The sequence below is a fragment of the Streptococcus sp. 'group B' genome (assembly GCF_002073795.1).
GTDB lineage: Bacteria > Bacillota > Bacilli > Lactobacillales > Streptococcaceae > Streptococcus > Streptococcus agalactiae.
On the sequence record NZ_CP020432.1, the window covers coordinates 1,794,495 to 1,807,760 of the forward strand.

Annotated in this window: 15 protein-coding genes and 1 pseudogene; 2 read left to right on the forward strand and 14 right to left on the reverse strand. The window is 35.9% G+C overall.

Translation table 11 applies throughout. The annotated features are described in order from the left end of the window. Positions 1 to 31: 31 nt before the first annotated feature. The 5 genes and pseudogenes from A6J68_RS09365 to serC all read right to left on the reverse strand — a co-directional run bounded on the left by A6J68_RS09365 (position 32) and on the right by serC (position 3,851). Positions 32 to 388 carry an arsenate reductase family protein gene (locus A6J68_RS09365; RefSeq protein WP_000287943.1) on the reverse strand — a complete coding sequence of 119 codons (357 nt, stop codon included), beginning with the start codon at positions 386 to 388 and terminating at the stop codon, positions 32 to 34. A gap of 1 nt (position 389) precedes the next feature. Then, complete coding sequence (locus tag A6J68_RS09370; RefSeq protein WP_000966772.1) at positions 390 to 866, reverse strand: methylated-DNA--[protein]-cysteine S-methyltransferase; 477 nt, start codon at positions 864 to 866, stop codon at positions 390 to 392. A 54-nt stretch (positions 867 to 920) separates the two neighbouring features. Then, positions 921 to 2,071 (reverse strand): annotated as a pseudogene (locus tag A6J68_RS09375) (3-phosphoglycerate dehydrogenase family protein). Positions 2,072 to 2,143: 72 nt separating this feature from the next. Further along, positions 2,144 to 2,692: an acetyltransferase gene (locus A6J68_RS09380; RefSeq protein WP_001167085.1), complete on the reverse strand. Its 549-nt coding sequence runs from the start codon at positions 2,690 to 2,692 to the stop codon at positions 2,144 to 2,146. A gap of 67 nt (positions 2,693 to 2,759) precedes the next feature. Beyond that, positions 2,760 to 3,851: a 3-phosphoserine/phosphohydroxythreonine transaminase gene (serC, locus tag A6J68_RS09385; protein WP_000587955.1), complete on the reverse strand. Its 1,092-nt coding sequence runs from the start codon at positions 3,849 to 3,851 to the stop codon at positions 2,760 to 2,762. A gap of 132 nt (positions 3,852 to 3,983) precedes the next feature. Here serC and A6J68_RS09390 point away from each other — a divergent pair, with 132 nt between their 5' ends. After that, on the forward strand, positions 3,984 to 4,619 hold the full coding sequence (locus A6J68_RS09390; RefSeq protein ID WP_000603277.1) for a copper homeostasis protein CutC: 636 nt from the start codon (positions 3,984 to 3,986) through the stop codon (positions 4,617 to 4,619). A gap of 269 nt (positions 4,620 to 4,888) precedes the next feature. Here the strand turns inward: A6J68_RS09390 and rsmI are convergent, their stop codons facing one another. The 4 genes from rsmI to tmk are packed head-to-tail and all read right to left on the reverse strand — an operon-like array spanning position 4,889 to position 7,632. Beyond that, positions 4,889 to 5,758: a 16S rRNA (cytidine(1402)-2'-O)-methyltransferase gene (gene rsmI / locus A6J68_RS09405; protein WP_000425856.1), complete on the reverse strand. Its 870-nt coding sequence runs from the start codon at positions 5,756 to 5,758 to the stop codon at positions 4,889 to 4,891. After that, the gene (gene yabA / locus A6J68_RS09410) at positions 5,758 to 6,084 is read right to left on the reverse strand and encodes a DNA replication initiation control protein YabA (RefSeq protein WP_000358198.1); all 327 of its coding nucleotides are present in this window, start codon (positions 6,082 to 6,084) and stop codon (positions 5,758 to 5,760) included. The genes rsmI and yabA overlap by 1 nt, the downstream gene beginning before the upstream one ends. 29 nt (positions 6,085 to 6,113) lie before the next feature. Continuing rightward, entirely contained in the window at positions 6,114 to 6,977 is an 864-nt protein-coding gene (locus A6J68_RS09415) for a DNA polymerase III subunit delta' (RefSeq protein WP_000364562.1), read from the reverse strand. Positions 6,978 to 6,996: 19 nt separating this feature from the next. Further along, positions 6,997 to 7,632: a dTMP kinase gene (gene tmk / locus A6J68_RS09420; RefSeq protein ID WP_000715592.1), complete on the reverse strand. Its 636-nt coding sequence runs from the start codon at positions 7,630 to 7,632 to the stop codon at positions 6,997 to 6,999. 208 nt (positions 7,633 to 7,840) lie between these two features. On the opposite strand from tmk, the gene A6J68_RS09425 reads away from it, so the two are divergent. Beyond that, positions 7,841 to 9,007: an IS30-like element ISSag9 family transposase gene (locus A6J68_RS09425; protein ID WP_065733474.1), complete on the forward strand. Its 1,167-nt coding sequence runs from the start codon at positions 7,841 to 7,843 to the stop codon at positions 9,005 to 9,007. A 264-nt stretch (positions 9,008 to 9,271) separates the two neighbouring features. Here A6J68_RS09425 and A6J68_RS09430 read toward each other — a convergent pair whose 3' ends face one another. The 5 genes from A6J68_RS09430 to A6J68_RS09450 are packed head-to-tail and all read right to left on the reverse strand — an operon-like array spanning position 9,272 to position 13,250. After that, positions 9,272 to 9,931: a CBS domain-containing protein gene (locus tag A6J68_RS09430; protein ID WP_001144245.1), complete on the reverse strand. Its 660-nt coding sequence runs from the start codon at positions 9,929 to 9,931 to the stop codon at positions 9,272 to 9,274. Positions 9,932 to 9,949: 18 nt separating this feature from the next. Then, on the reverse strand, positions 9,950 to 10,660 hold the full coding sequence (locus A6J68_RS09435; RefSeq protein ID WP_000178147.1) for an ABC transporter ATP-binding protein: 711 nt from the start codon (positions 10,658 to 10,660) through the stop codon (positions 9,950 to 9,952). Continuing rightward, entirely contained in the window at positions 10,660 to 11,424 is a 765-nt protein-coding gene (locus A6J68_RS09440) for an ABC transporter ATP-binding protein (RefSeq protein ID WP_001185985.1), read from the reverse strand. The genes A6J68_RS09435 and A6J68_RS09440 overlap by 1 nt, the downstream gene beginning before the upstream one ends. Further along, on the reverse strand, positions 11,425 to 12,378 hold the full coding sequence (locus tag A6J68_RS09445) for a branched-chain amino acid ABC transporter permease (protein WP_000662328.1): 954 nt from the start codon (positions 12,376 to 12,378) through the stop codon (positions 11,425 to 11,427). It abuts the gene before it with no gap. 2 nt (positions 12,379 to 12,380) lie between these two features. After that, on the reverse strand, positions 12,381 to 13,250 hold the full coding sequence (locus tag A6J68_RS09450; RefSeq protein ID WP_000941400.1) for a branched-chain amino acid ABC transporter permease: 870 nt from the start codon (positions 13,248 to 13,250) through the stop codon (positions 12,381 to 12,383). Between the last annotated feature and the right edge of the window lie 16 nt (positions 13,251 to 13,266).

The following is a 13,266-nucleotide window of genomic DNA, read 5'->3' on the forward strand; positions in this document are numbered from 1 at the left end:
AAGATGATTGAGTTATAACTCAATCATCTTTTTATACTAAGTTGAGGTCTTTATACTTAGTACGGTAGCCAATCTGAAGAATTTTATTATCTTTAACTAGCAATGGACGCTTAATAAGCATTCCATCCGATGCCAATAAGTCCAAAGCTTGGTCAAGAGTTAAATCATCAAATTTATCTTTTAAGCCTAATTCTCTGTAAGAATTTCCTGAAGTATTGAAAAACTTTTTAAGGTCATAAGGCGAATTCTCTAACAATTCTTTTAATAACGAAGCTTTGGGAGGATTGCTTTTTATATCAATCGCTTCAAAAGTCAAGCCGAGTTCAGTTAACTCTTTTTTTGCTGAACGACAAGTGGTACATTTGGGGTATTCATAAAACGTATACATATTATTTTTCCTTTTCGTATTCTAATAACCAAGATTTTCTTTCTAAGCCACCAGCATAACCAGTTAATTGACCATATCTTCCTAAAACACGGTGACAAGGTATAATTAGAGAAATAGGATTTTTACCTATTGCTCCTCCAACAGCCTGTGCAGATTGACAATTTAGCTCTTTCGCTAATTCTCCATAAGTTTTGGTATCTCCAAAAGGGATTTTCTGTAATTCCTGCCATACTCTCGTCTGAAATGCTGTCCCTCTCAATGATAATGGAATACTAGGTAAATTTTGCTGTGAAAAATAAGCATCTAACCACTTCTTACCAAGTAAAGTATAGGAATTTGACATATTAACAATTTCCTCTTGGTTGACTGCTAGCATATCATATTTTTGCCCAACAAAATAAAGCCCTGATAAACCTAGATTGTCTGCTAGAAGGCGAATTTCTCCAAGAGGGGACTGATAGAATTCTTGATATAACATATGATAAGCATAACTTAAAAAGCCATGAAAAGCAATTCATGACTTTTTAGTTCTTTATTGTTGTTTTGCAATTAAACGTACACGGACGATATTCTCATCACCTTCAAATTCTTCAATTAAAGTAGAAATCTTGTTATTATCCGTTTCATCTAAATCTATTAGTGTGTAGGCGTAGTCACCCTTTGAACGGTTAATAATGTTATCAATATTTATACCTAACACTGATACAGCAGTTGAAATTTTAGCCATAATGTTAGGAACATTCTTGTTAATTAAAGTAATACGAAATGGTGCGGTTTGAATTTGATGTACATTGGGGAAATTAACTGAATTAGTGATTTCTCCTGTCTCCATAAAACAACGAATGGTTTGACTTGCCATAATAGCACAATTTAGCTCTGCCTCATCTGTTGATCCGCCTACATGAGGAAAGACTGTAATTCCTTTTTGGTTTAATAATTCTTTGTCTCCAAAATCAGTAATATAGCGCTTGACAACACCAGTTTCTATCGCTTCAAATAGCTCTTGGTTATTAACTAATTCTGCACGAGCAAAGTTGATAATCGTAGTTCCTTTTTTCATGATTGAAAAAGCTTCCGCATCAAAAGTATGCTTAGTTTCATTTGTTAAGGGAACATGAATTGTGATATAGTCACAAGTTTCAAAAATATCCTTAATCTCTTTAACCCTTTGAACATGGCTTGAAATATTCCAAGCTGTTTCAATTGAAATATAGGGATCATAACCAAGAACTGTCATTCCTAAGCGTCTAGCACATTCGCAATTCTAGCTCCAATGGCACCAAGGCCGATAACTCCCAATTTTTTTCCTGCAATTTCATTACCAGCAAAAGCTTTCTTTCCTGCTTCAATTTGTTTGGGAATATCTGTTCCAGTTAGAGTATTAACCCATCGGTTAGCTCCTAAATAATCACGAGCTGAAAGTAATAAGGCAGCAATGACCGCTTCTTTTACAGCATTAGCATTTGCACCTGGGGTATTAAACACGACTATTCCCTGTGCACTTGCCTCTTCAATAGGAATATTATTTGTTCCTGCACCCGCCCTAGCAATAGCTTTGAAGTTACTTGGGAAATCCTGATTATGCAAATTTTGACTACGAATAATATAGGCATCAGGATTTTCTGACATATCCCCATCAATCTGGAAACGATTCCCTAACTCTTGTAAACCAATTTGATTAATATTATTAAATGTTTTGACACTAAGGTTATCTCTTTAGTCATCATTGACCAAAATAACCCCTTTCTTTTTTTCTTACATGGGATTTCTTTCATCAATCTCACGATAGATGCTCGTTTCTCCCTTTTCTTTTATCTTCTGATAAGCCAATCGTACCCCATCTAGAGGTACTTTACCACAATATTGATAGCCTAATTTATTTAGAATATGCTGCATAGTGACATTTTTTTCATGAGTATCGCAACGAAAATCAGGTCCTTTATGACCTTCAATTAACCCTTGAAGGAATGTCTGTGCTAGTCCTCTACCACGAAATTGATTTGAGATCGCAATACGATGAAATGTAAGATAGCGATGGTTATCATGGAGCCATTTTCCCTCATAAATAGCATCATAAACCTCTTCATGACCATCAATGACAGCCGCATAAGTCGCTAGCATCCCATCTTCAATACCAACCCAAGCATAACCGTTCAAGATATCATCAATAATATCGTTACGATTAGGGTATCCATCTTCTTTTTGCCATTGATCACTTCCTGTTTTAGCAATTTCGGCACGCGCTTCCTCAATAAGAAGCATAATTTGGTCAATTTCATTTGGAAAAGCTAATCTGATTTGCATTATATTACCCACTTTTATATATTATAGACTATAATAACGGTTTAATTTTCTTTCGTGATAACATTTACTATGTATTTTCTGCTTCAAATGTTTTCATAAAATCAATTAATTCGATGACACCTTGTTTAGGAAAGGCATTATAAAGGCTAGCTCTCATACCACCTACCGAACGATGTCCTTTAATATTTTTAAATCCACGTTCTGTCGCTTCCTTTACAAATTTTTCATCTAAATCTTTATTAATAGTTATGAAAGGAATGTTACATAGAGAACGACTCTTTTTATCTCTGACAGGATTACTATAAAATTCTGAGGAATCAATATAATCATAGAGAAGTCCTGATTTTTCACGGTTAGCTTTTTCCATAGCATCAACACCACCTAGACTTTTCACCCATTCAAAGACTAATTTAGCAATGTAAATACTGTAAGCAGGCGGCGTATTATAAAGAGAACCAGCATCTGACTGAACCTTATAATCCAACATTGATGATAAAGTTGGTTCCTCATTAATCATATCTTCACGGATAATAACTACCGTTACACCAGCAGGTCCAATATTTTTTTGAGCTCCTGCATAAATCATTGCAAAATCTTCTACTTTATATTTTACAGCTAATATATTAGAAGACATATCCGCAATAACAGGCACTCCATTAGTTTTAGGAATATCATAAAGCGATGTTCCTTCAATGGTATTATTTGTTGTCACATGAACATAGGCAGCTTTAGGATCAATCTCTTTTTCATCAAACTCTGGAATATAATCATAAACTGATTCTTCTGATGAAGCTAATAGAATTGGTTCAAAAGGAATTGTTTTTGATAGTTTTACAGCCTCTGTATAAGCTTTTTTCCCCCACGAACCAGCAACATGATAGTAAGCTTTACGCCCTCTGGTAATATTCAAGGGAATCATACTAAACTGTAAGGATGCACCACCTTGTAAAAAGATTACTTTATAATTATCCGGAATTCCCATCAAATCTCTTAAGTAACGCTCAGCACCTTTGATAATATCATCAAACTCTTTGGAGCGGTGCGATACCTCCAAAACACTCATACTAGACCCTTGATAATTAAGGAGTTCAGATTGGGCTTTTACAAGCACTGGTTTTGGTAAGACTGCAGGACCTGCAGAAAAATTATAAATTATCATATAACACCTCCATATAATTGTGTAAGATTATAGCACAGTATTTTGAATATTGTAAAGATTTTTTTGATTAATTTTGCTTTTTATTCGTGATATAATGGTAAAGGCGAACAATCAAGTTTAAAGGAGTAATTTATGATTTTGAGGGAATTTTGTGCAGAGAATTTAACAGACTTAACCAGATTAGATAAAGCTATTATTTCACGTGTCGAGCTTTGTGATAACCTTGCTGTCGGAGGCACTACTCCTAGCTACGGTGTTATCAAAGAAGCTAATCAATATTTACATGAAAAAGGTATTAGTGTCGCTGTTATGATTCGTCCCCGTGGAGGAAATTTTGTATACAATGATTTAGAATTACGTATTATGGAAGAGGATATCCTACGTGCTGTTGAGTTAGAATCAGATGCTCTTGTTTTGGGAATATTAACTTCAAATAATCATATTGATACTGAAGCCATTGAACAACTTCTACCTGCTACCCAAGGTTTGCCACTTGTTTTTCATATGGCATTTGATGTTATCCCGAAATCTGACCAAAAAAAATCAATAGATCAATTAGTTGCTTTAGGCTTTACAAGGATTCTCCTACATGGTTCATCTAATGGCGAACCAATTATAGAAAATATCAAACATATCAAAGCATTAGTTGAATATGCTAATAATCGTATTGAAATTATGGTTGGCGGCGGTGTGACTGCTGAAAACTATCAATATATTTGCCAAGAAACTGGGGTTAAACAAGCCCATGGTACTAGAATAACTCAATAAAAAATTCGAAACAGGGCTATAAGTTTCTTTAGTATATTTACTACTAAGTTCTCTCATGTTTTGTAAAACCTGAAAGAACCGGAATAAGAGCATACCATCTTTTATAACCTACTCTCAGAAATAAAATCCAATTTGCAATGGTATTCAAAAGAGCTGAAATTAAAAATTTTAAGGAAATTGGAAGTATCTTACTTCTTTATTCCAATAGCTAAATCGGAGATTATAAAAGGTTGCCAAATTTTTCTTTGGCAACCTTTTTATATTATTACTTATAAATCATGGAAACTAGCATAGAGTTCTTGTCTATTGAGATTAAATTCTTTTGCTACTTTTTTTATCGCTTGATTAGTTTTATCACCATTAGCGATATATTCTTTTACTAATACTAGTGGATCTTGTTGGCTACTGTCTTTCACTCGCTCGGTATCTCTCTTACCATCAACAATAATTAAGCATTCACCTTTGAGAGGGACCTTTTCAATATGCTCTAAAAGTTGACTAATGGTTCCTCTTTGATACTCTTCATAGAGTTTCGTCAATTCGCGTACTAAAACAACTTGGCGATCTCCGTAAATCTCTTTCATGTGTTTTAGCGTATCAGAGACTCGAAACGGTGACTCATAAAAGATTTGTGTTTCAGGGTAATCTTGCTTTGTTTCAAAGAAAGTTATTTGTTGACCTTTCTTACGTGGTAAGAAGCCATAAAAAATATGAGGTTGTGGAGCTAAACCTGAAGCGATGAGAGCAGTAATACCAGCGCTAGCTCCTGGTATAGATACAACTGGGATATCCCCTTCAATAGCAGCCTTGACAAGGTCATGTCCTGGGTCAGAAATAGAGGGCATTCCTGCATCAGATACTTGGGCTAAAGATTTCCCTTCTTTTAACAAATCAATTAACCCAGAGATTTTATCGTAAGCATTGTGTTCGTGAAAACTAATTTGTTTAGTAGTAATATCAAAGTGCTTGAGTAAAAGTCCCGTATTTCGTGTATCCTCTGCACAAATAAAATCAACTTCTCTTAAAATCCTAATGGCACGAAAAGTCATATCATCTAGATTACCAATTGGAGTTGGGACTAGATAGAGTGTTCCGTAATGTATATTTGATTTAAAACTTTTTTGAACTTGCATTTCCATCAATCTCTATATAATAATTCAATACAAAAAGCACATTCTTCGTCATTTTCACGACGTTGACCATAGAAAGTATTACAAATGTGAAAGCCATCATTGTAAATGCCTTCGAGTAATTCTCTTCCTTGTTTAGAATTTTTAACTGCAGTTTCTGTTTCTGCTTCAATAACGCTCAGACGCTCACGAAGTTTACCATTTTCAATGCGTAGAACAGTATTCTCCTCCAATAATTTTTGGATTTGTTTTTTCATAGTCTCAATTTCAGACAACCCAACTAATAAATTTTGTGAAAAATCATCAAAGGCATCAAACAAGTCTTTTTTATCCATTCACTCTTCCTCTCTGCGCGTATTATTTTCTAAGAAAGCACCATATACTCTAAACTATTTTGAAAACTAACATTACTCTTCCACATTTGCTGAGCTCTATAAGTATTTTCTAAATCATAAAGTTGGCCTTCTTTAGCCAGCATTATTGTCAGCCATTGAAAAACAAATGCCTGATCATTTTTATCTACAACTTGCGATGTCAAGCGAGATACTTCTAAATAAGCAGTTTGCCTATCTTTTGCCAAAGTCGTCACAAACTGTTGACTTAAATTCAAGTAATCTAATAACTTTTTGTTAGTCAACAATATTTCTAAATGTTTAGGATCGTCTGCTACTTGAGCTAATAAGCTAGCTTGTGATTTTAGCAATCCTGCTTGTTCAGCTTGATGAACCAACATGTCCAATTGTTTTGGAAAACGAAAAATTTGCGTTCTACTCTTAATTGTTGGCAAAACATTGTTTTCATCATTAGTCAATAAGATGACATAAGATGAACTTTGAGGTTCTTCAATAAATTTCAAAAGACTGTTGGCTGCATTGACATGCATTTTTTCGCAATATTTGATGATAAAGACCTGTGATTTCCCTTCGAAACCTGATCTTGAAAAATCTTTAGTCAGCTCTTTTATAGTCTCTATCTTAATAAGTTGCCCCTGTGGTTCTATGATTTTAACATCTGAAAATTCCCCATTAGCGATTAAACGACAGGCTCTACACTCTTGACATGGTAAACCACTCTGGCGCTTTTCACAGAACTGACTTTGTGCTAAATAAAGTGCCATATCTAGACTTGCAAAATTTCCCGAAAAAAGATAGGCATGACTCATCCTATCTGACTGTAAAATAGTATTAAACTTTTCTAGCAATTTGGGTTGTGTTCGCTTTAAATCCATGACCTTTGTACTTCCTGATTCATTGGTTGATACGATCTAAAATAATAGAGAATGTCTCAGCTATTACTTCATCTAGCTGTTGGGAGGCATCAATCGTCACAATGCGGTTTGGCTCCGAATCCGCCAATTCAAGGTAACCTTGACGGACGCGTTGATGCATATCTAATTGCTCGAGATCTAGACGATTTACCTCCCTTTGAACACTTTTTTGAATACGCTCTAAACCTACTTCAGAAGGAACATCAAAATATAAAGTTAAATCAGGTTTATGACTATCAGTCGCATAGTCATTAAGCCATTTTATATGTGACTTATCTAATCCTCTTCCTGATCCCTGATAGGCAACAGAACTATCAATAAAACGATCCATTAGGACTATTTTCCCTTCTTCTAGAGCTGGGAGTACCTTTTCCACTAGATGTTGGCGTCGAGCAGCCATGTAAAGCAATAGCTCTGTTTTTTTATCCATTTGCGTGTGTTTAACATCTAAAATAATATGACGAATTTCTTCTGAAATAGTTACGCCACCAGGCTCTCTGGTGGTGAGAATATCTTGTGATAATTTTTCTCTGAGCAAGGGTAAAACAGCTTCTAAAACGGTTGTTTTACCCGCACCATCTGGGCCCTCAAAAGAAATCATTAGTCCTTTTTTCATGGTACATCCTTTATTTATAATTACTACTATTCTATCAAAATTTATCAAAAAAAGACACCCACAACTTGATTGTGCATGTCTGATATTTTTAAGAGTAATTTCTCAAAGTAAGTTCCGTCTGCCCTCCAAAACCGGAAGTTAGTGTGAAAAGGATTTTTATGGTGGAATTAAGTCTGAGACGTTTGGGTTAGAAATGAGTTTATCCATCATGACAAAACACAAACACCTAACTCTCTCAGACCGTAATGACATCCAATCTGGTTTGGATAGAGGAGAAACCTTTAAAGCCATCGGGCTTAATCTACTGAAACACCCTACTACTATCGCAAAAGAAGTCAAACGAAATAAGCAACTAAGAGAATCAACCAAAGACTGCCTAGACTGTCCGCTACTAAGAAAAGCTCCCTATGTTTGTAATGGGTGTCCAAAGAGAAGGATCAACTGTGGTTACAAGAAGACCTTCTATCTTGCTAAGCAAGCTCAAAGAAACTATGAAAAACTTTTAGTTGAATCTAGAGAAGGAATCCCTTTGAACAAAGAGACCTTCTGGAAAATAGATAGAGTGCTTTCTAATGGGGTCAAGAAGGGCCAACGTATCTATCATATCCTCAAAACCAACGATCTAGAAGTGAGTTCTTCAACCGTTTATCGACACATCAAGAAAGGCTACCTATCCATCACACCAATCGACCTACCCAGAGCTGTGAAGTTCAAAAAAAGGCGAAAGAGCACACTCCCTCCTATTCCAAAAGCGATTAAAGAAGGGCGACGGTACGAGGATTTTATAGAACACATGAACCAATCAGAGCTGAACTCCTGGCTTGAAATGGACACGGTTATTGGACGGATTGGTGGAAAGGTCCTTCTCACCTTCAATGTCGCCTTCTGTAACTTCATCTTTGCCAAACTGATGGATTCTAAGACAGCTATCGAAACTGCTAAACACATACAGGTCATTAAGAGGACACTCTATGATAACAAGAGAGACTTCTTCGAACTCTTTCCTGTTATCCTAACGGATAATGGTGGGAAATTCGCTAGAGTGGATGATATTGAGATAGATGTTTGTGGACAGTCTCAACTCTTCTTTTGTGACCCTAATCGGTCTGACCAGAAAGCAAGAATCGAGAAGAATCATACCCTCGTGAGAGACATACTACCTAAGGGGACTTCCTTCGACAACTTGACTCAAGAGGACATTAATCTGGCACTATCTCATATCAACAGCGTTAAGAGACAGGCTCTAAATGGTAAAACGGCTTATGAGCTATTCTCTTTTACTTACGGAAAAGACATCGCAAGTATACTCGGTATTGAGGAAATTACTGCGGAAGACGTCTGCCAATCTCCCAAACTATTAAAAGACAAAATCTAACCTAATCAACTAACTGATACAACCTAAACGTCTCACACTAACTTCAACCATAGCGGAACTTAATCTGAAACGCTTTCAGATGAGGATGTTTTCTTGTACCCTTTTTTTGCGATTTTTAACTCTGAAAACCTATGAAATCAAGTATTATAAAAACCAACGGAACTTAGTCTGAGACGGATTTTCGTTGGTTTTTATTGGTTTTTATCAGACTAAATTCCATTTCTACTAGAGGTGGAACTTACTTTGAGAATTTAGCTGATATTTTTAAGAAAGTGGTTTTTTCATGGTCTTTTCTAAAGTTTCCACAATAACATCATCAAATACTAGTTCTTGTTTTAAAACATCCTTGTCAGCGTATCCTTCTAGTTGTATCTCGACCGCTTTCTTACCTGCTTTTCGTTCAATAATGACTAAACGTTTAACACTTAAATTTGCACTAGAAAGACGATTTAGGACTTTTGATAGTACCCCTATCCCCTCATCAGCTAATATAACCAAGCGATAACCTTCTTGACCATACCCCGCAATTTCAAGGAAGGCTTTAAAAACATCCCTATCCGTGACAATCCCATAAAGTTGTCCATTATCAACTACTGGTAAAACACCGATCTTTCGAGACATCATCAAATAAATAGCGTCCTCAAGGCTAGCATACTGTGAAACAGTCACAATATCTTTAATCATAATATCTCGAATTTTTGTCTTATTAAGAAGATAGTTCATCTCATATATAGAAAGACTGGTTGCTTTAGAAGGTTGTGCTTCTGCCATTGTCCCTTCTGTCACTAACCCCACTAGCTGATCATTTTCAACAACTGGCAAACGCCTTAAGTGGTGTTCTCTCAATAAATCAGCAGCTTCTGCAACTGTAGTATCTGGAGAGACATAAACTAATTTTTTTGTCATAAAATCTTTCACTGGCATACCTGACTCCTCTAAATATTATCCACCTAAGTAAGCTTTACGAACTTGATCTGAAACTAGTAATTCCTTACCTGTCCCTGATAAAACAACCTTCCCAGTCTCTAGAACATATGCTTTATCAGCAATCGTCAGAGCTTTATTTGCATTTTGTTCAACTAAAAGAACTGTAGTCCCTTGTTTTTTGATGTCTTCAATGATATTAAAAATTTCTTGAATAAAAATTGGAGCTAGGCCCATTGACTGTTCATCTAAAAGTAATAATTTAGGACGACTCATCAATGCACGCCCCATAGCGAGCATTTGCTGCTCACCACCTGATAAGGTTGCTGCATCTTGGTTTTTACGTTCTTCTAAGCGAGGAAAACGATCAAACACTTTTTTTAACATTTTTTGATTTTGTTCACGATCCTTTTGAAGAAAGGCTCCCATTTCTAAATTTTCCATAACAGACAAACTTGAGAAAACGTGGCGCCCTTCTGGAACCTGAGCTAAACCATTGCCAACAATTTTTCTAGCTGCTAACTTATGTATAGGTTTCCCCATAAAAGAAATAGAACCCTGACTTGGTCTTACTAAACCAGAAATTGTCCTCAAAATTGATGTCTTTCCTGCACCATTGGCTCCAATTAAGGTTACAACCTCACCTTGGTTAACTTCAAACGAGACATCATTCACCGCTTGAATAACACCATAGTGAATAGATAGATTTTCTACTTTCAACATGGTCATTATAGCTCCCCCCCCAAGTATGCTTCTATAACACGTTTATTATTTTTAATTTCTTCAGGTGTCCCGTGAGCAATCAGACGACCATATTCCAATACATAAATTCTCTCTGTTACTTGCATAACCAAGTTCATATCATGTTCAATCAGCATAATAGTAATATCAAAATCACTCTTTATTTGACTAATTAACTGCGTCAATTCTGCAGTTTCTTGAGGATTCATTCCTGCCGCGGGCTCATCCAAAAACAATATTTTTGGTTCTGTTGCTAAAGCACGAACAATTTCTAAACGCCGTTGTTTTCCATAAGGGAGGTTCTTAGCAAGAGCATCTTGATATGCTTTCAAACCAAAAATCTCTAATAGCTCCAGTGCCTTTTTCCTTAAGGCTTTTTCACTATGATAGTATTTGGGTAATCGTAAAAAACTAGCAATAGGATGTGATAAGTGATGATTACTGAGTCCTACTAGTACATTGTCTAAAACAGTCATATTTTTAAAAAGTCGGATATTTTGAAAAGTTCTACCTAAACCTAAAGAAGCTATTTTAGCTGGTTTCCTCCCATTTAATATCTTACCATCAAGTGATATTGTCCCTTTACTAGGAAGGTATACTCCTGTTAAGAGATTAAAAAGCGTTGTCTTACCCGCACCGTTGGGGCCGATTAAGCCAATTAATTCACCTTTATGTAATTTCATCGAAACATCACCTACAGCAGTTAGGCCACCGAAATGTTTACTTAAATTTTTTACTTCAAGAAGTGCCATCTAATTGCCTCCCTTACTCGTCTTACGAAATAGATGAGATAGAGTTAACTCTTTCGTTCCTAATAAACCGCTAGGTCTAAAAATCATAATTAAAATCAGGGCTAAAGCATAGATAATCATTCGAACAGAAGCGTAGTCTTGTAGTAACATATTCAATAATCCTAATAAAATTGCTGCTAAAACTGTCCCTGTCATTGAACCTAAACCACCTAAAACAACAATAATTAAAACATTGACAGACATCATAAATGAAAAGTCTTTTGGCATAACAGTTCCAACGTAGCCAGCCTGTAAACTACCAGCGATAGAAGCTAAAATAGCTCCAAAAACAAAAACAATTACTTTCACTTTTGTTGTATCCACACCCATAGACTCTGCTGCAATTTCATCTTCTCGTATAGCAATTGTATTACGCCCTAAGGGACTACGCAAAAAATTCATTGCAAGGATAAGGCTCACAACTGCCACCCCATAAACTAAAGACCAGGTTGTAAAAGGCGGAATCCCCATGATACCCGCAGCACCATTCGTAATATCACCTCCATTAACCAACAAAATACGGATAATCTCAGCAACACCTAAAGTAGCTATAGCTAAATAATCACCTTTTAGTCTCAAAGTAGGAATTCCTACACCTAAGGCAATACCTCCTGCAACAAGAGTTCCAACAAGTATAGCTATCAAAAAACCTACATAAGTTGGCATTTTAACGCCGATAATAGCAACTGCATAAGCGCCAATAGCCATGAAACCTGCATGTCCTAGTGAAAACTGTCCCGAACAACCTACAATTAGGTTTAAACCAACTGCTAAAATAACATTAATCCCAATTGTTTCAATAATTTGAATATGATAGAGGTTAAATATACCCATAGATATTAGCACGCTAATCAAGAGATAACCTAACACTACTATAGCTAACCAAGATAAAATTGATTTCATATTTTCTTTCATGCCTAGACCTTCTCCTTAATATTTTTTCCAAGAATTCCTGCTGGACGGATCAAGAAAATGAGAATTAAAATAGCATAAACGATACCATCTCGAAAATCTGACACACCAAGTGCAGTCGCTAAAGTTTCTAAAATGCCAATAACAAAACCACCGATAGCCGCTCCCGGAATGATACCAATACCACCTAAGACAGCTGCAACAAATGCTTTCAACCCTGGAGTTACCCCCATAAGAGGTTGAACAGAATTATAATAAAGCCCAATCAGTACTCCACCTGCTCCAGCTAAAGCAGACCCCAGCGCAAATGTAAAACTAATGGTACGGTTAACATTAATTCCCATCAATTGTGCGGCATCGCTATCCACTGATAAAGCTCTCATAGCTTTCCCCATTTTAGTTTTTTGAACGATGAACTGTAAAGTAAGCATTAGTAATAGCGCAATACCTAAAATGATGAGCTGAACATTGGTTATAGTTATCGGTCCTAAATTATATTTAACAGTATGAATGGCTTGCGGAAATGCCCTAGTATCCGCTCCAACAAGGTATACCATCCCGTACTCCAAAAGAAAAGAAACACCAATAGCTGTAATTAACGCGGCAATTCTAGTTGATTTTCTCAGTGGACGATAAGCTAAATATTCAATTACAACACCTAGGAAAGCAGACCCCAGCATTGCAATTAATAAAGCTAGGAAAAAATTAAGATGAAGATGATTAATCAAATAATAGCCCATGAAAGCGCCCATCATATAGATGTCCCCATGAGCAAAATTAATCAGCTTAATAATGCCATATACCATAGTATATCCTAAGGCAAGTAAAGCATATATGGATCCTAAGATAAGTCCATTAACGAGCTGTTGAAGCATATTATAACCATACTTT